The following is a 26,222-nucleotide window of genomic DNA, read 5'->3' as shown; positions in this document are numbered from 1 at the left end:
TCTTATCCCAAACAGTATCCTCTCCTTCTCCTAATACAAACCACCGGCTAACTTTAGGATTATGGATATGTAGCTTTGATAATCCAGAATCTGGCCCACCGCGGGTGTAATAAGTCTATCAATGATTACAGGAGCCATTAAACCAAGTATCACACAAATTAAAGCTAGTATAAGGCATGTCAAACTCATGCTAAGGGGCTCCTCTTTCTTCACATCTTTTTTTGACCTGCCAAACCATAGAACATAGAACACTTTAATATATGCTATTAGAGCTGTGATGCTCGAAAGAACCAAAATTAAGCCCAGGAAAATGCTCCTCTCTATAAATGCATTGAAGAGTAGTAGCTTACTGAAGAAAACATTGAGAGGTGGAACACCCGCAAGGCCAAACGATGCTATCGCTACGCCGAAAGTGGCAATCGGCATTTTTCTTCCCATGCCAGATAGATCCTCTAGATTTCTGGAATTGGCAGTATTCACAAAAATTCCCGCCGCAAGGAATAACAATGCCTTGGCAATGGAATGATTAATCAAATGGAACAATGCTGCTTGTAAGCCAAATTCTGTTCTTAAACCCACCGCCATGAAAAGGTAACCCATATGCATTATGGTTGAATACGCTATAAGCCTCTTAATGTCTTTTTGGACATTCATCATCAAAGCTCCAAAGAGCGCTGAAATGGCACCGAGAGCAATGGCAATAACACCGAGCAAGCTGACTACGTGAGCCAATTCTGGAGTTAAAGAACCCCCATAAACAGTGTACAAAAATCTAATCAACGCATAAACACCAACATTAACGACCAAACCACTCAAAATTGCTGAAATTGGACTTGGCGCTGCTGGATGGGCTTCTGGAAGCCAGAAGTGGTTTGGGACAATGGCCGCCTTGATAAGGAACGCCCATGTGGCTAACGCTAAAGCGATACCCGAGGTAATTACGATGTTACCAGCTGGCATTCCACTAACTGGGAAGCTTAGGCCATGGACCTTTGCAGATAAATCAGCAAAATTAACCGTACCAAATGCGCCATAAAACATTCCTAAGGCGAGGAAGTACATTGTAGTTCCAGTAGCTCCTATTAAAGCGTATTTTAATCCAGCAAAAACTGAATCACCCCTGTCGCGATAAAACATTACTAATGCATAAGCTGCTATGCTTGTGACTTCAATCATAACAAAGAGGTTGAAAGCATCACCTGTTAGGAGAACTCCAAGCAGACCGGCCTCAAGGCCGAGGTAGAGAGTGTAATACCACTCCAAACCCTCATCATGTTCGAGATAACGATAACTGTAGATTGCAATTAAAAACATTAATCCAGCAGTGAGCAAGGCAATTAAGGCACTTAACTTGTCAACTTCGTAGACAATTCCAATTGGGGCAATCCACTTGCCGAAAGTATAGACTAGGGGAACGTTTGAAGAGTATGCCAATTGGAATAATCTATATGAGGAGATTAAAGTTAATCCAGTTCCAATTAGAGCATAAAGTTGAATGATTTTTCTGTTTCCCTTAATTAGGATTGAGAATAACGGGAGTGCAAATGCAAAGACGATTGGAATTATCGGAGTTAAACCAACAACATTCATTCTTCGCCACCTCACTCGAAAATCTTCTTAGCAAAGCGTTCAAAATCCTCGCAAATCTTTTTCTTTGCTTCTTCGGGTTCTTCTGTAATCACATTAATCCAATTTACATACATATATTTGTCATCCAAGTCAACCACGACAGTTCCTGGAGTGTTCGTTATTGAATTTGCAATGAGAGTTTTTGCATAATCAGTCTTCACCTCAATTGGTACTTTAACAATTCCTGCCTCGTACTTCCCGGTTATTATCCTCATCATCACATCCAAGTGTGCTTTTGTTTCTGCGACAAGCATGTACCAGATGAAGTAAATCACCCCCCAGAGCCATCTGAGTGGATTCAAAGCCTTAGCATCATTCTGAACGAGATATTTTCCAACAGCCAAACCCACTCCAACAGCAACAATTACTCCTGTAACTAAGTCGAATGGTTTTGTTGAACCACTAAATAGGATGTAAATGATGAATGTCAACACTGCAGTGGGGATTACACCCCTCATATTCCACCCTCCTTCAGTAGAGTAGACTGCTTTTCACCAAGCTTTCTTGCATCCACAGTCCCATATAAACGGTAAATTTGAATTATTGCAAAGGCTATGAGTACGTTTACGGCCATTCCAATGACAACAGCAGTGATTACAAATGCCTGTGGGAGGGGATCTACAGCAGTCTCAACAAAAGTTTGAAGAGCTTCCTTGCTAAAGCTTGGTAAAACCGGGGGTGCTACCGGATAAATTAAGCGATATCCGAGTAAAACGACAAGCAAGTTAGCGGTGTCAGTGAAGATTGTCAATGCAATGAGCTTTTTGGTTAAGTTGGGTCTCCTCGCAATTCCATAGAGGCTTATTATGACTGTTGCAATCAGAGATAATATAATGACTGTCCAGATGAATGTTATAACTTCATTCATTGGCTTCCCTCCTCAAGAACCTCTTGAATACTTTTTCCGGAATTGCCAAGAGCAAGAATACCGCCGTGAATCCAGCTCCAACTGCCAGGAATTCAAAGAAGTTGTAGTAAATCAATGAACCACTTACAAGCTGTCCTCCAAGCTTGGCTGGAAAAATCGGTTGGTTCTGCATTAGGAAGCCACCACTAAGCAAGGGGACTAATGCTACGAGGGCAATTCCTAAGAGACCAATAGAACGGAAGATTAAAGCCCTAGTCTTGTCCAAACCATGTTCTTCTAAAGCATACTTGGAGTAAGCTGCAATTATTAGCAAGGGCGCTACTGCTAGTGCTGAACCACCTTGGAAGCCGCCGCCAGGAGTCAAGTGGCCGTGCAAAGCTATTGAAGCCGAAACTGCAAGAATCATGACTACAATAACCCTTGTAACCGACTTTATAATAAGAGTTAAACCAATCCTAAACTCTTCCGTCTTTTGTTTCGCCTCTTCTTCTTGCTTTTTATTTAGTCTGAAGAGTGTTAAGCTTCCAATTATTGCGATGAAGAATACCGAAGTTTCGAAGAGAGTATCAAGTCCACGGTAGTCCCAGAGGATTGAGGTTACAACTTCGGGGCTCTTTGCGGAATAATCACCAAAGTAACTGTTTTCCAGGTAGAATTCGCCCAATGGTCTTAGTTCAGTTTGCTGTGGGAGTTTTGGAGTGATGTAGTAGGCTAACCCAAATATTGTGATGAGCAGGATTATGAGCGGAACTAACCTCTTCATCTCACACCACCTCATATCTTTCTGTTTTACTCACCACAAAGATCAACAGTGCGGAATAGATACCAACAGCCACTGCTACATAAGCTAGGACTATATCAGGTGCCATTAGAATGTAGAAGGCTATTGCATAGGCAATAGCTTGGATTGCTGAGAAGCCAATGGCCTTGAGCAAATCCTTCTCTATTATGGCAAGATAGGAAAATATTAATCCAATGATTACTGTGATAAGGAGCATTAACAAGTGGATTTCAATCATTCTTCCACCTCCAAGTGGTCGCATTTTGGCTCCCACTTGACGATTTTAGTTTTGTGGGCAGCGTAGGCCAAAGCATGAGAACCCGCTGGTGCTGCAAGTAAGACAATTATTCCAGTCACGAAACTAGCTCCTGCGATTGCATACTTGTGAGGTAAGAAATCCGCTCCGAGTGCAAGGAAGCCAACACCAAATAACGGCACTACTGCCCCGCCAATAGTTCCTACCGTGGCAGCGTGCAAACGAATGTAAAAGTTTGGGAACTTTAATAGTCCGAGAGCACCAAACAGATCACAAAGCCCACCGATGGTTATCATGACTGCTCCCAAGTAGAATAAAATCTCGCTCACACTCCCACCTCCTTGCCAACCAGATGCTTCGCGATGTAAATGTCCAGCAGATATGCCCACAATGCTAGTGTTATTGCTCCACTAATAAGAAACGCCGATTTAAAGTAAATTGCGAGAATCGCCATAAACGCAGCAATATCAAAACTCATACAGTCAACTGCTAGGATTATATCCACTATCGTTGGGCCCTTGAAAGCTCTAATCGCATAAATGATGAACGCCAATAGATAAACCGGGATGACAAACTTCATCAAAAGAAAAAAACTATTTTCAAGATTCATTTTCTTCTCCCTCCTTTGTCTTGACCACTATGTTGGGAAGAAAGTGTCTCGTACCCTTTGCTTCGCTGAATAATACCTCAGCAATTTCTCTTCTCATATCCTCATTGAGCTCCTCGATGTAGATTTCCTTTTTTTGCTTCTGCTTCACAGCTTTCCTCGCCAATGCCACACCATAGATTATTGCCTCCGGCTTGGGTGGGCAGCCTGGAATGTAAATGGTCGTTGGCGGCTCAATGTTATACTCCTCCTTGAGAATCTTGTAAAACTCCTTAACGCCTCCAATTACAGCATAGGTGTCGTACCATATTCCACCACCACATGCACATGACCCTATTGCAAGGAGGAGTTTGGGTTCCGGGACGGCTTTAAGAGCTTCTACCGCCTTTGGAAGAGATTCCCTCGTTATCGGTCCCGTGAAGGCTATTGCATCTGCATGCCTCGGAGAACCAACGAGCTTAATTCCAAACCTTTCGACATCTTGCCTGGGCGCGAATATGTTGAGAACTTCAATATCACAACCGTTGCAGCTGCCGCTGTTTAAATGGAATACCCATAAACTTTTTTCAAACAATTTTCCCACCACCTTTTGCGAAGCTTATAATTTTAGAAGCTTTTTTCGCCCTGCATTCTGGACATAAAAACATCATAGTTCTCTGCTCCGGAGGTAGCTCTTTGGCCAAATAGATTACGTGTCTAAATGTATCGAAAGGTCTTCCACATTCTTTACAACGAACCATCTGAAGCTCAACGACTTGATGGAGATCCTCCTCGGATAAGGTGGCGAGCTCAAATTCCTTGGTTAACCTTATCGCATCTGTCGGGCACACATCTTGACAGCGTGCACAGAAGATGCATCTACCCAAAAAGAAGTGAATAACCCTAATCCCCCTCTTTAAATCATCGTAAACCTGAAGCGCTTGGGGAGGACAGGCATTTGCACATGCACTGCATCCTATACACTCATCGGGGTTGATTACGGGCTTACCTCTAAAGCCTTCAGGAACTTCTATAGGAGCAAAGGGATATTTTTCAGTAACCCTTCCAATCGAGATGGCCTTTCCAATTAGCCTTAACCTCCCCATGTTCTCACCCCCTCATTCAGGGGCCCTTTCCATAGGATTTTACCTCTCTCGGCATCTATTATGGAGACATGATCAGTGCAGGAGAAGCAGGGGTCAATTGAACCTATTATCACGGGGGCATCCGCTAGTTTTTCTCCCACAAGCATTATTGGAAGTGCGGGAAGATTGTTGTATGTTGGCGCCCTCGGATGCCAGCGATAGACTTTATTCTCTCTCTCCGTAATCAGGAAGTGTACATCCTCCCCTCTCGGTGCTTCCGTTGCTCCAAGACCTATTGCAAATTCCGGAATCTTATAATTTTCATTTATGATATCACCTTGAGGCAACTGGTCCAGAACCTGTTCAATGATCCAGAAGCTCTCAAGAACTTCCTCATATCTCACAAGAACCCTTGAAAGAACATCACCCGTTTTATAAACCGGCACTTTAAACTCCAGCTCCCCGTATGCAGCATAGGGATGATCTATCCTAACATCCGTGTCTATCCCCGATCCTCTCGCTGTTGGCCCCACAACTCCAATTCCTCTTGCTTCCTTTTTGGGTAGAACCCCTACATTCTCCATTCTGTTCAATAGCTCCCTCATTCCCATAACATTGTCAAAAATTTCCACTGTATCCCTTTTACTTCCTTCGACGATCCTCATAACCTTCCTCTTTTTACTCTCATCTATAGCCCTCCTAACCCCTCCGATCAGGTTCATACCATATGTCTTTCTGTTTCCTGTTAGTACCTCGGCTAGATTCATGAAATCCTCCCTTATACGCCAGGTGTGCATGAATCCACTCTCAAATCCAAGCAAATGAAAAACAACCCCAAACCAAAGCAGATGACTGTGAATTCTCTCTATTTCAAGGAGTAAGGTTCTTATGTACAATGCTCTCTCGGGTACATCTATTTTTGCAGCATCTTCAACAGCTTGGCAATAAGCGCAGGAGTGAGTAAACCCGCAAATTCCACAAATCCTCTCGGCTAAAAATGGAATCTGATTTATTGTCATCCTTGATTCAGCAAGCTTTTCCATTCCTCGGTGAACATGGAAACCCTTGTATTTTGCTTCAACGATTTCCTCCCCTTTAATATAAAGCTCAAAGGATTCAGGCTCGTGAAGTGCTGGATGATAGGGACCAACAGGGACTTCTATTGTATTTGGATCCTTTTTCTTGACCCTGGATTTGGGCTTTATGGAAGGGGGACGTTTGTTGTAGGGGAAATCCTTTCTCAAAGGATGTAATCCCTCGGGCCAGTCATCCGGTAAAATCAATCTTTCAGGTTCGGGATGGCCATCAAACTTTATCCCTATCATGTCCATGGCTTCTCTCTCGGCCCAGTTTGCACCCTCAATCACGGGGGTTATTGAAGGAATCGTAAGATTCCTTGCGAAGGTTTTTATCACGATATATTTTCCCTCATTCTCGGAGTTGAAGATATGATAGATTGCAAATCCTTGGCTCATCCCCCTTTCATCTACCCCAACTCCGGTTGCATAATAACAATTTGCGCTAAAAAGTTCCTTCGCAACTTCTTCGAGCTTTTCGTTGGGAACAGAGGTTATAATGAGCCTTTCATCATGTCTGATTACCTCCGCATCGTTTTTTCTTAAAATGTCAAGGATCATACCTACCACCCCACCATTGCCATAATCCACACGATGAAAGCCACGAATGAGAGCTTTTTCATAAGTCTTATTGCCTGATCAATCCTGAACCTTCCATAATACGCTTCTAGAGAGGAGTAAACCAGAGATAGAATCACTAAACCAATCAAAAATCCGCCAATTCTAATTCCGGGTTTCTCAGGTAGAATGAAGTTGAGAAAGAGGCCGTAGAGCAGGAACCGCTTTAAATGGATGAAGTAGAGGAGCAAAGCTAAATGCCTTCCGCTGTACTCTATTAAGGGACCTTCAATAATTTCAGGCTCAGCTTCGGGAATGTCAAAGGGAATTCTCGAGCTCGTTACATAGATTATCACGAAGAGCAGTGCCAGTGCGAGTATTGATGAAATCCTCAAAGGCAGGGGAAAGAGGTGCTCAAAGCTCAAACTTCTGCTTATCAATGCTATCACTCCAACTACAAATGCCAGAACCAGCTCTTCACTCATGAATAGAGAGAGTTCCCTACTTGAGCCAATTTGAGCGTATGGATTTCCAGAGGAGAAAGCGCCTATTGAAAATCCAAAAGTTGCCAAGCTCACCATATAAATGACCACTATAAGATCCCCAGCAAAATTCAGGGAGTGTGGGAGGAGCGTTGGAAGGATCAGACAAGCTGTTAAGATTGCTGTGAACGTTAAGTATGGTGCCATAATATAGAAGGATTTGACTGAATCTCTCGGCTCAATGGAGGGTCTTCTAAACAGCTTTATCAAGTCCCACCATGTCTGAAATATTGAAGGGCCCCTTCTATTCTGAAGCCTGGCTCTAACCTTTCTCTCAAATCCATCTATTAAGGGGGCAATGATTAGGGCAAATGCCAAGTTGATTGCCATGAAAATGATGTTCATAGTTCAACACCTCCTAAAACTGCCACTAAAATCACTATCAGGATCATTGCAATAGAGAGCATTGAGTTCAAGTCATAGGACATTGCTTCAAATTTCAATCCGGCACCTTTCCCGAGATCTACGAGTTTCTTGAGTATATGCATGCTCAAATCCCCAATTTTATAGACTTCACCAAATTCTTCCTCGAAGTCTCTGTAGTAAGAGCTCGCAGGAAGCCTCACATTAAGCTCTTCTTGAATTCCACACTTCCATACGGAGAATTGCTTGCCTTTCGATGGTATCAGCAACAACATGAGGAAAGTTGTTATCAGAATAAATGAGAAAATTACGATGGGTGAAAAGCTCCCCCTATCTGGGATCACCACAGATGGATAAATCACTAACCTGCTCATATCCATTTGGACACCTAATGAATCCAACGCCCCACTTATGAGCTTCACGGGAAGGCGGGGATACACCCCAAAGAGAATGCACAGAAAAGCCAGGAGCATCTGAGGAGCCCACATTAAGAGAGGAACTTCCCTAGCTTCTATCTCTTCCAAAGATGGGCGTGTAAAGATGGAAGTAAAATACTTAACGAATGCTGCCAGAGTTACCCCACTTATGAAGAGGGCTATTATTCCAAAGAGGGATGATGCAGGAGATGAGAGCGTCGAGATGTAAATCATCCACTTGCTTACGAAGCCATTTAAAGGTGGCATTCCCGCTATCGCAAATGATGCTGTCATTGCCGCAAATCCGGTTAGGGGCATCTTTTTTGCAAGCCCCCCCAAATAATTTAAATCTCTGCTACCGGTTTCATAAATCACCGAACCCGCAGTCAGAAAGAGAAGCCCTTTGAAGAACGCATGGTTTATAGTGTGATAAAGGGAAGCCATTAAGGCTATTGATCCCAAGAACTGATTTCCCTTTGCCATCAAATAAAGTCCGGTTCCCAAGGGAAGCAGAACGTAGCCTATGTTATCGATGCTCGAGTATGCCAGCAGACGCTTGGAGTCCTCTTGTATTAACGCATACATCATGGTGAAGAAAAGTGTTATCACACCAAAAGATGCGATTAGCATTCCAATTCCAGCATTTCTCGGGAAGAAACTTATAAAAAAGCGAAAGAGCATGTATATGGGCAGTTTTATCATGACCCCACTAAGCAATGCTGAGACGTTACTTGGAGCCTCTGGATGTGCATCAGGAAGCCAAGAGTGAAATGGCACCATGGCCGCTTTAACTCCAAATCCAATCAGAAGAGCAGAGGTTAACACATAAAGCATAGAAGGATTGCTCTGAAGATAAAAAGGTAGGACTTTAGAGATTTCTGAGTAATTGGCATTGAAGCGTGTGGCATTTAAGATTATCAAAATTACCGAGAGAACTAAAAAATCAGCTCCGGCTTTTGTCATGCAGAAGTACTTATAGGCTGCCCTAATGGCCTTTTCTTTATTTCTCTCGAAGGCTACGAGAAACTGGGAGAAGAAAGTCATAAGCTCCCAGAAAATGATGAACCAAAGCAAGTTCCAGCATGTTAAAATGAGATACATCATCAGAAGAAAGATGGGATAATTAAAGTTATACAAGCGAAGATCCTCCTTACCTAAATACCTCTCCATGTATTTAACGCCATATAGAGAAGTGCAAAAGCCCAAAATTCCAAGTATCAGCAAAAAGAATGCTGAAAGCTGGTCAACTTTAAAAATCAGCTGATTGAGCGATGCAATCACCGAAGAGGAAGCATATATCCAAAGCTTCAACTCCAAGCCCCTTTCAAAACCCAAAATCGCTATATACACTATAAGCAGAGATGCAGTTGCCGAGAGGATATTAACCGCATGAAGAGTGCTCTTTCCTCTTCCCACAAGTCCTAAAATCGATGCACCCACCAGCACTCCAATGGGAATAAGCAGCATTAAGGAGCTCATACACTCTCCTCCAGCCCTACTTCACTGGCCTCAGGTATGCTTTGTGTGAGATGAAATCCACACTCTCAAGCTGATATTTTTCAAGCACGAGCTCCCTTCCGAGGAGATTCCTGAGAATTATCTTACCATCATGGATATCCAAAAGAGTTACATCTGTCATAACAACCCTTAATTTTCCATTTTCAATTATCACAACCTTCGACTGGCACATTTATACCACCTTTGAGCGTTTCTTAATTCCCAAAATTTTTCTCGCTAGAGCATCAACATCTCTGTATATCAGAGAATCCTTTGGAATACAGTCAACACCTTTTCCCTCGTTTTCTATCATAGTTACGTTCTCATCAAAGCTAACCAAATGATAGGGAGTTGAATCGGAGAAAACCCTCGCATACAGCTTGGAAGCTTTGAGGGAATCCTGAACCTTATTTATAACGAGGAATATGTTGGATATGTTAAGCTGCCTTCCCATCTCAATGAGCTTTTTGGCTATCACCATCGACTTTAAGGTGGGCTCGGCCACACACAGCATTGCATCAAATTTCTCTGCTAAGCCCCTTCCAAACACCTCTGCACCTGCTTCACTATCCACTATCACTATATCCCTTTCGGAAAATAGAACGTGCATCAGAAAAGCCCTAGCTAGTGCTATTGAAGGGCACAAACACCCCTCTTTGCTCTGTTCTATGCTACCAATTACGACCAATTTTAGGTTTGGTTTAATGCTTATACCGTATTTTTCGGCGAGATCATCGACCTTTGGCGTTAACGAAAACAGCACCCCCCATCCTTCACCGGGTCTTGCTCCTGTTCTCTCCTGTGCCAGTTCCTCATTTCTAGATAGAGGCACTATACCAAGGGCTTTTTCATAAGGGACACCCAAGCTCTGTGCCAGATTTGGAATAGAATCGGTATCCAGAGCCAATATGTTATATCCCTCCTCTGCTAAGATATGAGCCAGCAATGCAGAGGTTGTTGTTTTTCCAACCCCGCCCTTTCCAGCGACTAAAATCTTCATTCCAAAGTCCCCCTCGATTAGTAAGATTCTCATGACATAATTTACTTTCTTCAACAAAAGGTTGAAAACAAAAAGAAAATCAGAGGGGCCACTTAAGCTTTTTCCTCTTTTCAATGATTACATTGTAAAGTGTTTCCGCGGCTTTTATCGGGTCAGGCTCGACATAGAACTTTCCACCTATGATGTCCTCAACGTCATCTGTAAGGAGCTTGGTAACTTTTTGACTTCCAAGGACTGGAGGTATAGTTCCTAGGTGGGTGAATACACCGCTTGCAAGGAAGTAGGTTCCTATTGAAACTGCTTTTTCACTCATCCATTCTGGTGCTGAGCCAACAGCAGGTAAATCTGGAATATCAACGCCCAATGCATCGGCTAAAGCTCCCAAAGCTATTAAAATTCTCGAGCAGTCAACACAGCTCCCCATGTGAAGGCATGGGGGAATTCCCAAAGCTTCACACACTTGTCTCAGCCCATCCCCTGCAAGCTTTGCAGCCTCCGGACTCATCAATCCATCCATAGCAGCGGCAATTCCCCAACAACCTGTTCCAACGACCAGAACATCCCTTTTTATGAGCTCTCTTGCTATTATCACGTGGCTGTGGTTGTGCTTGACCTTTGGGTTGTTACATCCCACAATCCCTGCTATTCCTTTAATGGTCCCATCCTTAAGTGCGTTGATTAGAGGTTCAAGAGTCCCTCCCAAAGCCTCAAGAATTGCTTCAACGCTGAAGCCTGCAACGACCTCACTCTTATACTTTGGAATTTCCACCCTCTCCTTTGCCCTGTGCGGGAAGTTTTCAATTGCAATCCTAACTATATCTTTGGCTATCTCATCTGCTTTCTCAGGTTTAAACTCAATGTGAATTGCCCCCGGGATGTGAGCTTTGGGCTCAGTGGTTATAAGTTTTGTATGATAACATCCAGCTACATCAGTTAGAGCAGGCATTATGCACTGATAATCAACAATCATAGCTTCAACAGCACCTGTTATTACTGCTAACTCTTGCATCAGGAAGTTTCCGGCCAGAGGAACGCCAAGTCTCATCAGAGTTTCATTTCCAGTACAGCACATCCCAACGACATTAACTCCCTTGGCTCCATATTTCTTCGCCAGCTCTTGCATTTCTTTACTCTGTGCAACCTCAACTATCTTCATCGAGAGTATTGGGTTGTGGCCATGGACGACTATATTAACGTGGCTTTCCTTAAGAACACCTAGATTTGCAACGGTTTTAATTGGCTTTGGCGTTCCGAAGAGTATGTCGCTAAGGTAAGTCGCCATCATTGAACCGCTCCAACCATCCCCCAAGGAAGTTCTTACGCCATGGAGGATTAGTGAAACGGGATCAGCGTCTACACCTATATGAGTCCTATGCATGCATTCACAGATCTCCCTATCAATTGCTCTTGGTAGAACCCCAAGTTTCTCCCAAACTTTAATTCTCTTTTTTGGCGCGGTTCCCATTAAGAGTCTTAGAGGCTCATCGTCTGGTTTTCCAAACTCTTTTTCCAGAATGTGGGCACATTCCACTGCTATCTCGTTTTCATCCTTGCCCTCCGTTTCCACACCCAGTGCTTGGGCAAGTGCCATGAGTTTTTGAACATCCGCTATTTTGTAATCTTTGAATTCTCCAGTTGCAGTTCCCTTAAATACGTGAACTATGTCCCTAGCATGATCGCTGTGTGCCGCTGCACCGGCAGCTATCATCCTCAATATATTCCTAGCCACGATAGTATCTGCATCCGCACCGCAGGTTCCTTTAGTTGGGCCCGCCCCAAAGGGGTCAATTCTACATGGACCCATGTTGCAGTTCCTGCAGCACACACCCAAAATTCCAAAACCACACTGAGGCTGCTGCTCTAAAAACCTATGCCAGACTATTTTCACTCCTTCATCTTCAGCTTTTTCAATGAGCTCAGCAACTCCTTTTGTCTCAGAAACTTGCTTTGCGGGAACTTTAAACTTTATATATTCCGCCATAAAAACACCTCCTAATACCACCTGGCTTTGGAATAGGCGATATACACGTCCACTGGTCTAACCTTTTCCTCTTCCTTCTCCGTTTCAACGACTGGCTTCATGTACACAATACCTGGAACTTTTAAGCCGGAAATGAGCTTTTCCGCCTTTTCTTTTCTTATCCTGTTCAAAATCTCCTCCAATGTTCCGAATGTCATTGCCCCGGTGGGACAAGCTTCAACACATGCTGGCTCTCTTCCTTCTCTTATCCTATCGATGCAGAAATCGCACTTAAGAACGACTTTGTATTCCACTTCATACTTGGGATGTCCAAAAGGACATGCCATAATGCACATGAGACACCCTATACATTTGTTGGAATCCAAGATCACAAATCCTTCCTCACTCTTCCTTATGGCTCCTGTTGGACAGACATTCTCACATGGGGCATCTTCACAGTGCTGGCAACGCATAGGAACATTAAAGAAATCAGCACTCACAACTTTTATTCTGGGTTTTGGCTTGGGTTTTTCAAAAATCGCCCCAAAGATATTTTTGCTCGCTGAATGCTCAATGGCACATGCTATCTCACATGACCTGCAACCCATGCATTTTTCAGGATCTATGTAAACCGTGGGTCTCTCTAACTCGGTTTCGAGAAGTGGCACTGTCATCACCTCAAAATTAAAATTATGAAATATCTTAATAAGAGGCTCGTGTTCGGCATACAGAACAAAAGATGCCTTTAGTATTCATACATGGATACAAGAGCTTTTTCTCTAATTTCCTTATATTTCTCCAAGAGCTCTTTGGCGAAATCTGTCAGAAGAGTTACTCCCTTTTTCTTTCCTCCTTTCATGGAAATCAAGAGTGTAATCCCCAATTTTTCCTCCAGACTCCTAATTTTTTCCCAGTAAGTTGAAGGAGAAACTCCTAAAGCCCTACATGCAGCCCTAAAAGAATTGAGCTGGTATATGAGCTCAAGAAGTTCCAAAACGTCAGATGAAACTTCGACACCATCCCTTGTGACAAATGAAACACTGATGCGAGGAGATAGATGCATGGGATTGTGATTTATGGTACATGGAGAAAAGAGCATTTTTCTAAGCTCATCCCTCGTTATTTTTTTGTAATTAACTTCGTAGTTTAAAAAGGGACACTTGGAAAAATTTCCATAAGGATTGAGGTACAGGGCCCTGCAATTCTCTCCAATTGGAGAAGTCAGAACATCCACGGGGTAATTATTTATAAAGACTTTAATAGCGTTGTAAAAATATCTCCTACCGTAATGGAGCCCAATCTCAACATTTTCTCTCTTGGATAGCTTTTCGAGAAATTTGTAGATATAAAGCCTGTTGCACATATAAGGGCCGATTGTTATTTTCAACCCATAGGAGCTACAGACCTTAATTATCGAGAGGATCTCAGCAAAATCGTAACTAGAATCCAAAGGTACATAAGCCTCAATATTATCTATACCTTGGGACAGCAACATCTTTAGGGTTTGAACATTACTCCTTATATCCCTAAAAGTACTGATTAAGAACGAAACAACATCAACATTCTTCAGAGGAGCTTTATGAAGCGCATTCTTAGATACGGAAGCAGGTAAAAAGATTGTTGTCTTTTTGCACAAATCCCTAATCTCATTAACTATAAAATCGATTTTGGGATGCAAGAGGGGATTCGGACATGTTATGATCCCTTCGTCGAATTTAAAATCTCCAAGATTCTCTGTCAATACCTCAAGGGCTTCAAGGGGCAGCATAACTCCCACACAGCCAAATTTCTCTCGCCAAGGACATACCAAACAAGTTGCATCGCATTTACTCGAAGGCTGAACCGTCAGTATGCTCATGGGAATCACTCAAATACAATTTCAAATCCACAGAATGAATTTCCCAGTCCCCAGCAGTATATTTCCCTCGTTATATTCTTCCCTATAAGGGATTCTATAGCTCCCTGAATCATTCCAGCCTCGAAATCACATAGAGTCCTCCCAATTGGAGGGGATTGGTAGCAGCTTATGCACTCATAGATATTAATTTTCATCTTGTTAAAGGACTCATCAATTATGTCCAAAAGACCAATCCGCTGCTTTAAAAAGACCCTTGGTAAATCATCAACACTCTTTATTTCGCCGGTTCCGGTTAGCCTCCTCGCAAGGTTATATCCGGCTCCTCTAAGGATCACTGCCCTCAGAGAGGGGCTGTATGAAAGCATGCCGTAGGACACCATCCGGAATGTTCTCACGTATTCGGCATCCTCAGGAGATATATGCGTAAAGAAGGGTCTCCTAACATTTAGATACTCCTCGGGGTTTAACTGAGCAACCTCAGGCATTCTCTTCCTGTTCCTAACTTCTGTTTTATAAATTTCTCTCCATTTTTCAATCAATGTCAAGTATTCACTCTCCATAACCCTTACCTATGAAATATTCTCAATATATTCCTTTAATATTTTCGGTTAAAATGCAAACTCTGAGAGGAGCCTGATGGATTCATGGAGATACCCAAGTATGTCCAGAAATAATTAAAAATGCACACACTAAATTATACTTGGGTGAAAAAATGACCATATATTTGGATAATGCAAACACAACAAAGCCTGATCCACGTGTTATCAAGGCCATGATGGAGTATTTTGAGGAGAAATATGGAACTCCCGGGGGAGAATTCGGACATCTGTTCGATGAGGATGCCAGAGAAGCCATTGAAATCACAAGGGAGAGGATAGCAAGGGAAATAAATGCCTCACCGGAGGAGATAATATTCGTCTCCGACGAAATAGAAGCAGATAACATGGCGATTAAAGGAGTTGCATGGGCTGGGGGAAAGGGAAAAGTTCTTACCAGCAGAATAGAAAGGAAAGCCATTTTAAAAACGGTTGAAAGACTTAGAGAATGGGGATTTGAAACCCATGAAGTCGGTGTTGATAGAGAGGGCTTCATTGACCTTGCAGAGTTGGAGGAAAACCTTGGGGGAGCCATACTATTCGCCACTCACCTCGGAAATTTTGAGATAGGAACTATCCAGGATGTGAGGGCAATTTCGGAGAGGGTACACGATAAAGGAGCGCTCCTCTATGTGGATGCCAATCATGCCTTTGGGAAGGTGAAGATAGACGTGAAGAGACTCGGCGTTGACTTGATGAGCATAACATCCCACCTGATTCACGGACCCAAAGGAATCGCCGCTCTCTACATCCGAAAAGGAGTTAAAATAAAACCCCTCCTCGATGGAGATTTGAGAGAAAGAGGGCTCAGACCCGGAATGATTAACGTTCCCGCCATAGTTGGTTTTGGAAAAGCGGTGGAACTCATAGATTATGAAGATTCAAAAAGAATGGCGGGGCTCAGGGATGAGCTGATAGATATGCTTCTCACAATCCCAGATACCAAATTAAACGGTCCCACGGGAGATAGAAGGCTTCCAAACAATGTAAACGTCTCATTTAGCTATGTAGAAGGTGAGAGCATTTTACTCCACTGCGACATGAGGGGTCTCGTCTTCTCCACCGGTTCAGCATGCTACTCTCAGGATCTCCTTCCAAGCCATGTGATAAGGGGGATTGGAGGATCCTTTGAAGATGCCCACGGCTCTGTCAGACTTGGATTGAGCAAGTGGACGACGGAAGAAGAGATAACCCAAGCCTATGAGATCCTGAAGGATGTGGTTATAAAACTGAGGGAGATAAGCATTTACGGTGGTAAAAAATGATTGGGGTTAATGTAATGGAAAAGCGGAAACAATCAGAGGCCAAGAAATTTGGGGTATCATTATGGAGTTGAATAAAATTAGTATCTATGGTGGTAAAAAATGATAAAGATCGATGTGATTGGAAAGCCATGTCCGGTGCCCCTCAACGAATTCAGAAAAGCCCTAAGGAGGGCTAAAATTGGAGAACTCATAGAGATTGTGGGGACTCACGAGCTTAGCAAAGGCGAGATAGCCATGGCTGCCGATGAGACCGGACAGGAGATAGTGGAAATTGAGGAGAAAGAAGGTGTCTGGAGAATCATCATAAAGAAGGTGAGATAGGTGGAAAGATTTGATGCTAAAAACTGGGATGAAAAAAAGAGAATAGGCTACTCAAGGAAAGTTCTGCAGTATTTTCTCCATCCAAAGAATGTTGGTGAGATTGATAATCCCAGCGTCACCGCCAAAGCCGGAAGCCCCGCATGCGGAGATATGATAAAGCTCTATCTCAAAATTGAAGATGAAAGGATAGTAGATGCAAAATTCAAGAGCTATGGATGTGCTGCAAACATAGCAACGGCTTCAATACTTACGGAGATGATAATTGGAAAGAGTGTGGAGGATGTTAAAAAGATAAAATTTAAGGATATAGTGGAGGCTCTCGGGGGTTTGCCCCAGATAAAGTTCCACTGCGCCGTGCTGGCAGCTGAAGGGCTGAAGCAGGCGCTGGCAAAATGGGATGTGCTTCAGGGTAGAAGAGATATAGATGAAGGCTTTGTAAAGCTGATTTTAGCCGCGGTTATAGATCCCCTCACAGGAGAGAGCGTTCTGCAGGGGCACAAATACAGAGGAGCCGAGATAAGGGGACGACAGATAAAGATAATGCTCAATGTTCCCAAGGATGATCCGGAAGCCGAGATTTTTGAGGAGCAGATAAAGGAAGCCTTCGAAGGTCTGGATGTTGATTTGAGGATTGAGTTTTCTTAACATTATCTCTTCAAGATCTTTCTAGGCTTCTTTGTCTCGGCAATTTTCTTCTTTGTTTCGCTTATGCTGCTCTTCCTCTCCTCCATCTCACCCCTCTTCATAGCTTCCACATCCTCCCTAAACGCCCACTTCAGAAGGGGTGGAGTTATGAGCACGGAGACCGTTATGAATATGAGTGTTGCCGCTATGAATTTCTGGGCATCGCTTTGAGGAATCGCTCCTCCGTGAATGGCCACCATCAAATCCACCAGGGCAACTTCCGTCCTTGGAATTGAACCAATCCCCATCTGGAGAGACTTTTTAAAGTCCCATCCCATAATTATCGCACCAAAACCCCTCCCTGCAACCTTTCCAATGACCGCTATGATGCTCAAGACCGCGGCAAGTGTAAGGGCATCTCTGCTTGCGAAGACCCTCAAATCAAGCATTGCTCCGGTGTAAACAAAGAATATTGGAACCACAAGTCCGTAGGCTATTGATTTAATTTCCTCCATAAGCTTCTTGCCCTCTGGAAGTCTGGACAAAACGATACCCGCCATGAATGCTCCTTCTATTGCCGCATCAAACCAGTGCTGTGCAAGGGCAGAGAAGAGAAACATCAAAGCAAGAACCATTGCTAAAACTCCCTTTTCAACATGAAGCCACTCTGCAAAGCGAAGATACTTATCCACAGTATACCACGCCACGATCCCGGTTATTATAAAAAAGACAGCCATTTTGCTTATCAATCCAAGAACACTCCCACTTCCAACGGCAAATATGATTAGAGCTATGCCCAAGAAATCATCCATGACACTCGCGCTTAAAGAAGCCGCCCCAACTTCGCTCCTCAGAACCCCGAGATCCATCATAACCCTGACCGTTATCCCAATGCTCGTGGCGGTTAGGAGGATTCCACCGGCAAAAGCCTCCCTAGAAGGATATCCCATCAATTTGAGGCCAAACCATCCGAGGATCAGAGGAACAAAAACACCCAAAACAGTTGAAACCGTAGCAATAGAACCCGTTTTTTTCAGCATTTCCACCTCAGTATCAAGACCTCCCAAAAAGAGAAGGAATATTATTCCAAGCTTAGCCAGAAACTCAAATGTATCGCTGGAGTGGAGGGTTAAATATTCCGGACTTACAAGACCAAAATACACGAGGTTTCCGAGAATCATACCCATGAGAATTTCTCCAAGAACTCCGGGAAGCTCAACCCTCTCCATTAAATGGTCGCCTATCTTTCCAAATATGAGTGCTACTCCGAGCGTGAAGAGGAGCCATGTTGCGTCCATTGTGCACCACCCAGCTTCATCAGTCTAAGGAATTCGTCTATGAGCATTCTGAGGCTTACTTCACCAACCAGATGTCCTTTTTCATCAACTATAGCCAGAATCTGAATTTTATAATGCCTCATTCTCTTCAATGCATCCAGAACCGTTGCATCATCTTCGATCGTCATCACATTCCTCTCCATAACATCCTCAGCCCTCTCAGCACCCCCGAGAATTGACTTAAAGAGAGCACTTATATTGCCGAATCTCGCCTTTGTATCCTCTGGAGGGAGCAAAACGTTCATTACATCGAAATACCTTATGACCCCTTCAAGCTCCATATCCTCCCTGCTCTTAACAACCCATACGTGATGCCTCGTTCTCAAAAGCTTCAATACATCCACGAGGGGAGCGTCCAAGGTAACAATGGGCATGGTAACTATAGAGGGCATTATATCGCTGACCCTTATCGAGTGAAATGTTTGAAGGGCTCGCTCTATCTCGGACATATAATTCACCGTCCCCATATCTGTCCAATGAGTATTTAACATTTTTTGAGTCATAAAAAGCATTTATGGATTTTTATGTCCATTTCGGTGCTGTTAGAATAAATATGGTAGGCTGACAGTGGTGGAGGGGTTTTATCCTCTTTTGCGGGCATTATCATAAGCATTCCTCTTATCCTAACAGTATGTCCATTTCTCCTTTCAAAATGGACATCAAAAAAATTCATTCAGTATGAAGGGATTAGAGAAAATTTAAGGGAATCAACTTTAAATCTCAAATACTATGTAAACCATTCGTTAAAAACTCAACTCTTTATAAGGTCCGACTCCTATGATTAAAAGAGGGTGAGGAGAATGCACGAATGGGCGTTGGCTGATGGAATTGTGAGGACTGCAATAGACTTTGCTCAACAGAATGGAAAGGACAAGATTCTGGCTCTCAAGATAGTTCTTGGGGAACTCCAAGATATAGACGAAGGGATCCTAAAGTTCGCCATAGGCGAGCTCGTAAAAGGGACAATAGCGGAGGATGCCGAGATAGAATTCGAAGTTGAGGATGCAGAGTTTAAATGCAGAAACTGTGGAAACCTCTGGAAGCTCAAAGAGGTCAAGGAGAGCTTTGACGATAGAATCAAGGAAGACATCCATTTCATCCCGGAGGTTGTTCATGCATTTCTGGCGTGTCCCGAGTGTGGAAGCCGGGATTTTGAAGTCATTAAGGGGAGAGGAGTTTATCTGGCAGCCATAAAAGTGGAAGGGGATGGAGAATGATGGATCCTAGGGTTAAAGCCATTGAAGGACGCTTGGAAAAGGTCAAGCGCATAATTCCCGTTGTGAGCGGGAAAGGAGGCGTTGGAAAGTCCCTCGTTTCAACGACCCTTGCCCTATCCCTCGCCAAAAAAGGATACAGGGTCGGCCTTCTTGATCTGGACTTCCATGGAGCGAGCGACCACGTCATTTTAGGCTTTGAGCCCAGGGAATTTCCCGAGGAGGATAGGGGTGTGATTCCACCAACAGTTCACGGGATAAAGTTCATGAGCATAGTCTATTACTCGGAGGATAAACCAACACCACTCAGGGGTATGGAGATAAGCGACGCTTTAATAGAGCTCCTCGCAATAACGAGATGGGACGAGCTTGACTTCCTCATAATAGACATGCCTCCAGGGATGGCTGACCAATTCTTGGATGTCGTGAGATTCCTTAAAAAGGGAGAGTTCTTGGTGGTGGCAACACCCTCAAAGCTGGCAGTTAACGTGGTTAGGAAACTCCTGGGATTTTTGAGGGAGCAGAACTTAAACATCCTTGGCATAGTGGAGAATATGATACTCCCTTCGGAGCTACTCCCTTCGGAGCAACTCCCCCCGCACAGCACCATCAAAAATATTGCGAAAGAGTTTGAAATCCCGTATCTGGCGGGAATTCCCCTATACCACGATCTGGACTCCAAAGTGGGGGATGTTAAGAAACTTCTGGAAAGCGAGTTTGGAAAGATAATCGGGGGAGTTCTAGACTCCCTTTAATTTTCTGGTGATGGAAATGCTTGAAGAGCTCGAAAAGTTCTTGAAGGGAGCGAAAAAGGTCATAGTATGCGGGATAGGGAACGATACACGGGGAGATGATGCCCTTGGAGTTTTAATAGCCGAGAATCTCAAAAAAAAGGTGAGAAATCCAAAGGTGACTATTCTGAACTGTGGTGAGATGCCCGAGAGCTATGCTGGCAGGATAATAAGGGAAATGCCCTCCCATGTGATGTTCATAGATGCAGTTCACTTCAACGGGAAACCGGGCGATTTGATATTTGCCGACCCGGAAGGCACACTGGGGGAAACATACTCCACCCACAAGCTCCCTTTAAAGCTTCTTGTTGGATATCTAAAGCAGAATTTGAGGGCAAAGTTCATCCTAATAGGGATACAGCCGAAGCAGATAGGACTCTTTCAAGAGATGAGCCCTGAGGTCAGGAAGAGCATGGAAGCTCTCGAAGAGGCACTATCCCTCCTGCTCTCGTCAATAGGCGTAGAGAACCCATAGACCTATCGCTATTAAGATGGCTCCTGCAAACATTGAAAGCTCCCTGCTTCTCTGGACAAGCTTTTGAGAAACGCTTTTACTCTCACTTATACTCCCCATCACGAACAGGATTATTATGAGTGGCAAAATGAAGAGCAGATTGTACAGTGCCAGAAGAACATAAACGAGACCCCCCACTTTTGAAATCAGTATTGCATATATTAAATAGCTTCCTGCAGAGCAGGGGAGAAGTGTGAAGGAGACTATTATCCCAAGAGTAAATGCACCTATTATTGTGGCGTCTTTGCTGAAAATCTTTCTCCTTGCTTCTTTCTTTCCGGCTATTCTGGAACGTTCCATGTATCCCGTTATCATTGTGTACAGTCCGAAGATTATAGCCAAAATTCCCGCAACCCATGTTGGTATGCTCGTGGAGAAGACAACCAGTCCAACGCCGAGCACATAATATGAAATGTATATGGCTGCCACAAATGCAAGACCCACAGCATATATCCGCCTCTTGGAGACCTCCTTTACGGAGAGGGCTATGAGGAGCATCGTATAAATCACGAATGTACATGGATTTATGGAATCCGAAAGGGACAGTCCCAGAAAGGGGGCTATCAAATTCTTGAGCCCCAAGAGCGTGAGGGAAACTATGCTTATTATGAATGAAAATGCCACTATTGCCAAAAGGACTTCCATATCCTTCTTCATGCTTCCACCATGCTACACTTTAAATTTTGAGGATTTTAGGGTTTCTAAAACCAAGAGTGAAAAACAAAAAGTTAACGCTCCCTCCTAAAGAAAAGAGGCACTAATGCAATTCCCACTATTAATCCGGGACCGCACACGCCATTTGAAGCAGCAGACCCTGTAGACGCAGAGGATGTTGAGGTCGGGGTGGTCGATTCGGGAGAGGATGTGGTGGAGATGGCGGATTTATGCTCAATGAATATCATCTCAAGCATCCTTATATGAGTCTGATTCTTTATGAGGTACGCTTTTCCACCTGTAAAAAGTATTAAACCACCGTTTTCCTCAGAAGTTTTAATGATATCAGTAGTTGCAGAGATATTAAATTCCCCCTCAATAACCGCCTTCAAATGTCCCTCATAAGCTATTCCAATTGCAGGAACACCTGAAATCCCGGTGAGCCTGTAAAGCTCGGAGAAAAGAGCGCCATTTTCATCATTTCCTACGACTTCATAATATGTCAAGCTGCCATCTCCAAACTGCTTTGGGATTTCATCCTTCATTTTTTTACAGTGAGGGCATGTCTTTGCCCCGTACATGTAGAAATGAACTTTCTTTGGATCTATCTGAGTTTCAGCAAGCACGTATGAAACTAGAGAAAGGGAAATTAAGAGTATCATGATAATGCCCATTTTTTTCATACATAATCACCTTCGTATCAATCTGCACTGCAGGATATAAAGTTATCCCTTAATGTACCACAATTTAGAAAAAGTTAAGAGGATCCGAGGGGCAGTGCCTTTCTGACCCTCTTGATTAACTCGCCCTTCTTATCATCATCGTCCAGTGCCACTTCGAGAACCTGATCTATCCTTTCCACGGGTATTATCTCTATTTTCTCGGCTTTGTCCGGGCCCAGAAAGACATCTTTTTCATTGCTCTTTGGAATTATGACCTGCTTTATCCCGGCTTCCATGGCAGCTTCAATCTTCGGCGTCGCACCCCCTATAGGGAGCACCTCCCCCCTGACACTTAAAGAGCCTGTCATTGCAACACTCTGCTTTATCGGAATCTCCTCAAGGGCGGATATGACCGCCGTGGCAACACTTATGCTCGCCGAATCTCCTTCCACACCCTCATATGTCTGAAGGAACTGCACGTGAATATCATAGTTGCTTATGTCCTCACCCTTGTAACGCTTGATTATTGCCGAGACGTTTTGAACTGCCTCCTTGGCTATCTCTCCAAGCTTACCCGTCACTATAATCTTACCCTCTTCTCTGCTCGCTGCGGGTGCAACCACAGCTTCAATTGGAAGCACAATACCGCTCTGCTCTCCTATGACAGCCAGACCGTTTACCCTGCCTATTTCGCCACCCTCACTCTTGATGACCTGATACTCCTTTTTGTTCTCTATGTACCAATCGGCAAGCTGCTTCTCAAGGGGCTTTGCCATCTTCATTGCCTTCAGAACATGCTCCCTCGTAACGTATTTAGCTCCCTCTCTAATGGCTATATCCCCCGCAGCCCTGACCACACCGCCAAGATCTCTAAGCCTCAGAGTTAGGTGTCCTTTTCTTCCAGCTCTCTTTTGGGCTTCCCTCACAATCTCCTCAACCGCGTCCTTGGTGAAGTGGGGTATCTTTCCATCCTTCTTAACTTCCTGGGCAACGAATTGCACGAGCTTTTTCCTGTTCTCAAGCGTGTCGGGCATTGTGGTTCTCATGTAAATCTCATAACCGTAGCCCCTTATTCTCGAGCGAAGTGCGGGGTGCATCTTTTCAACGGTATCCAAATTGCCCGCGGCAATCAGGATGAAGTCACATGGCGCAGGTTCCGTCCTCACCATTGCTCCGCTCGAAAGCTCGCTCTGCCCTGTAATTGACATCTTCTTCTCCTGCATAGCCGTTAGGAGGTTCTGCTGCATTTTTATGTTGAGGGTGGCTATCTCATCTATGAAGAGCACACCCTTATGTGCCCTGTGAATCATTCCGGGCTCAACACGCTCGTGAGCTGGAGTTCCAAGACCACCGGAATTCTTGACGAATATGCCGTTGGCAAGGAGATTTCCTGTCTCTGTAGTCACATTGTAAGTAACCTCCACTTCTTCCCAGCTTTCAATGAAACCTCTTCTCTCTTCCTTCTTAATCCTCTCAAAGCGCTCCTTGAATTCTTCGAGCTTCTCTGCGAGACTTGAATCGGGAACGGCATTGAGATACTTCTCAACTTCCCCGAGGAATTTTCCCCTCTTCGATGGGGAGAGACTTACTGGGACGAACTCAAGGAAGTTAAGCACGTTGTCTATGGATTGTGAGAATACAAGCCTCACCTTGTACTTACCATTAGCTTCGTCCACTCTAACCTTTGCCTCGATTCCAAAGAGGCACAAATGCCATGCTATCTCTTCAAAAAATGGAAGCTTCTTTTCAAGCTCATCGGTAAGCTGGGCTATTTCAAGAGTTCCGTTGAATTTGATGGCATCTTTATAGCGGGCGAATCTTGGTACGCTGCCATCGCCGCTGTAGAGACCATCTATGAAGGCGAGGAAAAGTGACGGCTTAAGCTTGATCCACCACGGAAGCTTAAGCTTAACCTTTGTCTTGTTACCAACGGGAGCACCAAGGGCAACGAAGAACCTTATGACTCTCCTGTCCCACGTCCTGAAGAGAATACTCTCTCCCATAGCCCTACGATTCTCCTTGATCTCATATTCAAACTCTCCAAAGATGTTGCCAAGGATTCTCACGAATTCTTCGATGGCTTCTCTCTCACTTGAAACAAAGCTTAGAGTGTTGAGGTTCCTGTCAATGTTTCCATCGCTGAAAAGGATGCCCATCACTCTGGCTATATCCTCAAGCCGTTCATCATCGCTCTTCAGTGGTAGGAGACCAAGTTTTTCGAGTTCTTCGGCCATTTTCAAGGATTTTGGCTTGGCTCCTTGAGCCCACCAGCGGAGCGTGCTCTCTTTAATGCCAAGTTCCTTAGCGGCCCTCTTATATCCGTTGCCGGTTTTCTCGTAATACTCCTTCCAGCGGAAGTAATCTTTGAGCTTCTTCTCCTCATTGTATGTGCGGGCTACATCAAAGCGGTCAAGGATTATAACGGGAACCCTTATTATCTCGTCATCTTTGGTCAGCTTGCCCGCTTCTTTAAGACCCTTTGTCGTGTATACCTTGTGCTCGGGTGTTACCGCAAGCCAGTAATCCCTCTCAAGGTTCACTATTCTTCTGAGCTTTTGCTTTCCTTCCCTCCTGTTAGCATAGAGGAGCTTCACGAAGCCATCCTTTGTGAGTATTTTAACGTTCTCATTCCTAAAGTCCCTGTAGATAGCCTTAACCTCACCATCTAGCCCTTCTCCCGACGGCTCTTTAAGAGCGCTATCAACGAACTCTTTCAAGGTAACTACTCTTCTTTCACCATCTTTTTCAAGTACAATACTCTCCTTACCGCTAAAACACTGGAACGGGTCGTGTCTAACGTCTCCAAGCAGGGCACCGGCATGGGCACCCGTGGCATCAACGAATGGGGCTTTATTCCTTCCGCAGTTGTCAACTAAGAGTTTTGGAACTAGGGCTTGGTTCCGGAGTTTCATATTGGAAAGGGCCATTAATGATACTATAAGCACAAAAACTCCAAAGAGCAGTGTTTGAGGTCCTGGATCCATTATTACAGCTATAACTATTACAAAGAGCACAAAGAGAAGAAGGTAGGACTTAATGTTTTCCTGCTCCTTTGCCTTCTGCCTGTACTTCTCCACTATCCGCTTACCCTGGCATGCCGGAACGGTTTTAATCCGAGGCATGTTCTCGTCCTCGGGATTTGGAAACACCAGAATATCCTGGAGCTCCTCCGTAGGCAGAAGTTCGGCCATCGCCTGGCCGAGCATTGACTTACCCGTTCCCGGCTCCCCAATTAGGAGAACGTGACGTTTTTGCTTTGCAGCGGTTTTGATAACCTCAACGGCATGTTCTTGCCCGATAACCTGATCTATCAACTTCTCAGGGATTTTAACCTCTTCTGTGGTCTTAAAATCCACTCCAAGATCTATACTATCACCGTTAGCATTTCCATTTAAAGGCTCGCTCATACCTGACACCCTCATCTCTCTTCATGTCCACATGAGAAAAATAGTCTTTATAAAGTTTTGTTTTTTATTGTGGTATAACCGTAGTGAAATATTAATCGACGGTTAATTCATGTCGCGAGAGCCTCAGCTCTCCCAATTGAGGTTATTAAAGCTAGAAATAAGAGAAACATTAAACAACTATTTCTCTATGGTGGAGTACTCGCCTGTTCCTAGTTTGATAGCTGTTTTATAAACACCTCAGCTTTCTTTGGAATTCTTATCCTGACGTATGAAGGATCCACTCCTAAGAAGTCTGCTCCATTTACTGTTAAAATTCCTTTTTGAAGAAAGTAATCATAAGTTTTGAGAGCTTTTTTACCAGC

At 44.0% G+C, this 26,222-nt stretch carries 28 protein-coding genes and 1 pseudogene; 6 read left to right on the top strand and 23 right to left on the bottom strand.

Annotation, left to right across the window (positions count from 1 at the left end):
• Nucleotides 1-30: 30 nt before the first annotated feature.
• The 18 genes from ACXJGZ_RS00690 to ACXJGZ_RS00605 all read right to left on the bottom strand — a co-directional run bounded on the left by ACXJGZ_RS00690 (nucleotide 31) and on the right by ACXJGZ_RS00605 (nucleotide 15,035).
• Nucleotides 31-1,590, bottom strand: a complete 1,560-nt coding sequence (locus ACXJGZ_RS00690; protein ID WP_456397791.1) for a proton-conducting transporter transmembrane domain-containing protein — start codon at nucleotides 1,588-1,590, stop codon at nucleotides 31-33.
• 11 nt (nucleotides 1,591-1,601) lie between these two features.
• A complete protein-coding gene (locus ACXJGZ_RS00685) occupies nucleotides 1,602-2,087 on the bottom strand; it encodes a Na+/H+ antiporter subunit E (protein ID WP_456397789.1) in 486 nt (161 codons plus the stop codon).
• On the bottom strand, nucleotides 2,084-2,497 hold the full coding sequence (locus ACXJGZ_RS00680) for a sodium:proton antiporter (RefSeq protein ID WP_297183639.1): 414 nt from the start codon (nucleotides 2,495-2,497) through the stop codon (nucleotides 2,084-2,086). The genes ACXJGZ_RS00685 and ACXJGZ_RS00680 overlap by 4 nt, the downstream gene beginning before the upstream one ends.
• The gene (locus ACXJGZ_RS00675) at nucleotides 2,490-3,260 is read right to left on the bottom strand and encodes an MnhB domain-containing protein (protein ID WP_456397787.1); all 771 of its coding nucleotides are present in this window, start codon (nucleotides 3,258-3,260) and stop codon (nucleotides 2,490-2,492) included. The genes ACXJGZ_RS00680 and ACXJGZ_RS00675 overlap by 8 nt, the downstream gene beginning before the upstream one ends.
• Nucleotide 3,261: 1 nt before the next feature.
• Nucleotides 3,262-3,516 (bottom strand): hydrogenase subunit MbhD domain-containing protein, encoded by a 255-nt coding sequence (locus ACXJGZ_RS00670; protein WP_297183644.1) that lies wholly within the window; start codon nucleotides 3,514-3,516, stop codon nucleotides 3,262-3,264.
• Nucleotides 3,513-3,863: a monovalent cation/H(+) antiporter subunit G gene (mnhG, locus tag ACXJGZ_RS00665; protein ID WP_456321099.1), complete on the bottom strand. Its 351-nt coding sequence runs from the start codon at nucleotides 3,861-3,863 to the stop codon at nucleotides 3,513-3,515. The genes ACXJGZ_RS00670 and mnhG overlap by 4 nt, the downstream gene beginning before the upstream one ends.
• Nucleotides 3,860-4,144 (bottom strand): MrpF/PhaF family protein, encoded by a 285-nt coding sequence (locus ACXJGZ_RS00660; protein ID WP_456326896.1) that lies wholly within the window; start codon nucleotides 4,142-4,144, stop codon nucleotides 3,860-3,862. The genes mnhG and ACXJGZ_RS00660 overlap by 4 nt, the downstream gene beginning before the upstream one ends.
• On the bottom strand, nucleotides 4,134-4,724 hold the full coding sequence (locus ACXJGZ_RS00655; RefSeq protein ID WP_456397786.1) for an NADH-quinone oxidoreductase subunit B family protein: 591 nt from the start codon (nucleotides 4,722-4,724) through the stop codon (nucleotides 4,134-4,136). Before ACXJGZ_RS00655 ends, ACXJGZ_RS00660 begins: the two co-directional genes overlap by 11 nt.
• Complete coding sequence (locus ACXJGZ_RS00650; protein ID WP_293256255.1) at nucleotides 4,708-5,226, bottom strand: 4Fe-4S dicluster domain-containing protein; 519 nt, start codon at nucleotides 5,224-5,226, stop codon at nucleotides 4,708-4,710. Before ACXJGZ_RS00650 ends, ACXJGZ_RS00655 begins: the two co-directional genes overlap by 17 nt.
• A complete protein-coding gene (locus ACXJGZ_RS00645; protein ID WP_456397783.1) occupies nucleotides 5,214-6,842 on the bottom strand; it encodes a hydrogenase large subunit in 1,629 nt (542 codons plus the stop codon). Before ACXJGZ_RS00645 ends, ACXJGZ_RS00650 begins: the two co-directional genes overlap by 13 nt.
• Nucleotides 6,843-6,844: 2 nt before the next feature.
• Entirely contained in the window at nucleotides 6,845-7,726 is an 882-nt protein-coding gene (locus tag ACXJGZ_RS00640; protein ID WP_456326897.1) for a respiratory chain complex I subunit 1 family protein, read from the bottom strand.
• The gene (locus ACXJGZ_RS00635) at nucleotides 7,723-9,639 is read right to left on the bottom strand and encodes a proton-conducting transporter transmembrane domain-containing protein (protein WP_456397781.1); all 1,917 of its coding nucleotides are present in this window, start codon (nucleotides 9,637-9,639) and stop codon (nucleotides 7,723-7,725) included. The genes ACXJGZ_RS00640 and ACXJGZ_RS00635 overlap by 4 nt, the downstream gene beginning before the upstream one ends.
• A 16-nt stretch (nucleotides 9,640-9,655) precedes the next feature.
• Entirely contained in the window at nucleotides 9,656-9,850 is a 195-nt protein-coding gene (locus tag ACXJGZ_RS00630) for a CooT family nickel-binding protein (protein WP_293257615.1), read from the bottom strand.
• Complete coding sequence (locus ACXJGZ_RS00625; RefSeq protein WP_456397778.1) at nucleotides 9,851-10,657, bottom strand: ATP-binding protein; 807 nt, start codon at nucleotides 10,655-10,657, stop codon at nucleotides 9,851-9,853.
• Nucleotides 10,658-10,736: 79 nt separating this feature from the next.
• Nucleotides 10,737-12,638 carry an anaerobic carbon-monoxide dehydrogenase catalytic subunit gene (gene cooS / locus ACXJGZ_RS00620; RefSeq protein ID WP_456321106.1) on the bottom strand — a complete coding sequence of 634 codons (1,902 nt, stop codon included), beginning with the start codon at nucleotides 12,636-12,638 and terminating at the stop codon, nucleotides 10,737-10,739.
• Between the two features lie 11 nt (nucleotides 12,639-12,649).
• Nucleotides 12,650-13,291: a 4Fe-4S dicluster domain-containing protein gene (locus tag ACXJGZ_RS00615; RefSeq protein WP_293252478.1), complete on the bottom strand. Its 642-nt coding sequence runs from the start codon at nucleotides 13,289-13,291 to the stop codon at nucleotides 12,650-12,652.
• A gap of 71 nt (nucleotides 13,292-13,362) precedes the next feature.
• Nucleotides 13,363-14,475 carry a winged helix-turn-helix domain-containing protein gene (locus ACXJGZ_RS00610; protein WP_456321107.1) on the bottom strand — a complete coding sequence of 371 codons (1,113 nt, stop codon included), beginning with the start codon at nucleotides 14,473-14,475 and terminating at the stop codon, nucleotides 13,363-13,365.
• A gap of 5 nt (nucleotides 14,476-14,480) precedes the next feature.
• The gene (locus ACXJGZ_RS00605) at nucleotides 14,481-15,035 is read right to left on the bottom strand and encodes a V4R domain-containing protein (RefSeq protein WP_293252484.1); all 555 of its coding nucleotides are present in this window, start codon (nucleotides 15,033-15,035) and stop codon (nucleotides 14,481-14,483) included.
• Nucleotides 15,036-15,187: 152 nt separating this feature from the next.
• On the opposite strand from ACXJGZ_RS00605, the gene ACXJGZ_RS00600 reads away from it, so the two are divergent.
• The 3 genes from ACXJGZ_RS00600 to ACXJGZ_RS00590 all read left to right on the top strand — a co-directional run bounded on the left by ACXJGZ_RS00600 (nucleotide 15,188) and on the right by ACXJGZ_RS00590 (nucleotide 17,302).
• Entirely contained in the window at nucleotides 15,188-16,336 is a 1,149-nt protein-coding gene (locus ACXJGZ_RS00600) for a cysteine desulfurase family protein (protein ID WP_456326899.1), read from the top strand.
• Between the two features lie 99 nt (nucleotides 16,337-16,435).
• Nucleotides 16,436-16,657, top strand: coding sequence for a sulfurtransferase TusA family protein (locus ACXJGZ_RS00595; RefSeq protein ID WP_293256809.1), 222 nt, complete (start codon nucleotides 16,436-16,438; stop codon nucleotides 16,655-16,657).
• Complete coding sequence (locus ACXJGZ_RS00590; RefSeq protein WP_456326900.1) at nucleotides 16,658-17,302, top strand: iron-sulfur cluster assembly scaffold protein; 645 nt, start codon at nucleotides 16,658-16,660, stop codon at nucleotides 17,300-17,302. It begins immediately after the preceding gene.
• Nucleotides 17,303-17,439: 137 nt separating this feature from the next.
• On the opposite strand, the pseudogene ACXJGZ_RS00585 reads toward ACXJGZ_RS00590, so the two are convergent.
• Both ACXJGZ_RS00585 and ACXJGZ_RS00580 read right to left on the bottom strand, forming a co-directional pair.
• Nucleotides 17,440-18,579, bottom strand: a pseudogene (locus ACXJGZ_RS00585) (cation:proton antiporter); the annotation flags it as partial.
• A complete protein-coding gene (locus ACXJGZ_RS00580) occupies nucleotides 18,543-19,067 on the bottom strand; it encodes a CBS domain-containing protein (RefSeq protein WP_456326901.1) in 525 nt (174 codons plus the stop codon). The gene ACXJGZ_RS00580 and the pseudogene ACXJGZ_RS00585, both read right to left, overlap by 37 nt.
• A gap of 351 nt (nucleotides 19,068-19,418) precedes the next feature.
• On the opposite strand from ACXJGZ_RS00580, the gene hypA reads away from it, so the two are divergent.
• Genes hypA through ACXJGZ_RS00565 form a run of 3 tightly spaced genes read left to right on the top strand, consistent with a single transcriptional unit; the run spans nucleotide 19,419 to nucleotide 21,098 of the window.
• Nucleotides 19,419-19,835, top strand: a complete 417-nt coding sequence (gene hypA, locus ACXJGZ_RS00575) for a hydrogenase nickel incorporation protein HypA (protein ID WP_456321111.1) — start codon at nucleotides 19,419-19,421, stop codon at nucleotides 19,833-19,835.
• The gene (locus ACXJGZ_RS00570) at nucleotides 19,832-20,587 is read left to right on the top strand and encodes an Mrp/NBP35 family ATP-binding protein (protein WP_456397773.1); all 756 of its coding nucleotides are present in this window, start codon (nucleotides 19,832-19,834) and stop codon (nucleotides 20,585-20,587) included. The genes hypA and ACXJGZ_RS00570 overlap by 4 nt, the downstream gene beginning before the upstream one ends.
• Before the next feature lie 10 nt (nucleotides 20,588-20,597).
• The gene (locus tag ACXJGZ_RS00565) at nucleotides 20,598-21,098 is read left to right on the top strand and encodes a hydrogenase 3 maturation endopeptidase HyCI (RefSeq protein WP_456321113.1); all 501 of its coding nucleotides are present in this window, start codon (nucleotides 20,598-20,600) and stop codon (nucleotides 21,096-21,098) included.
• Here the strand turns inward: ACXJGZ_RS00565 and ACXJGZ_RS00560 are convergent.
• From ACXJGZ_RS00560 to lonB, 3 genes are all read right to left on the bottom strand, one after another.
• Entirely contained in the window at nucleotides 21,075-21,794 is a 720-nt protein-coding gene (locus ACXJGZ_RS00560) for a cytochrome c biogenesis protein CcdA (RefSeq protein WP_456321114.1), read from the bottom strand. The genes ACXJGZ_RS00565 and ACXJGZ_RS00560 overlap by 24 nt on opposite strands.
• A gap of 71 nt (nucleotides 21,795-21,865) precedes the next feature.
• Nucleotides 21,866-22,474, bottom strand: a complete 609-nt coding sequence (locus ACXJGZ_RS00555) for a CGP-CTERM sorting domain-containing protein (RefSeq protein ID WP_456321115.1) — start codon at nucleotides 22,472-22,474, stop codon at nucleotides 21,866-21,868.
• Nucleotides 22,475-22,548: 74 nt separating this feature from the next.
• Nucleotides 22,549-25,860 (bottom strand): ATP-dependent protease LonB, encoded by a 3,312-nt coding sequence (gene lonB, locus ACXJGZ_RS00550; protein ID WP_456397770.1) that lies wholly within the window; start codon nucleotides 25,858-25,860, stop codon nucleotides 22,549-22,551.
• Nucleotides 25,861-26,222: the final 362 nt, after the last annotated feature.

This window comes from Palaeococcus sp. (in: euryarchaeotes), from assembly GCF_053987695.1.
Note: the sequence above shows the minus strand (reverse complement) of the source record. Positions and strands in the feature narration are given on the sequence as shown.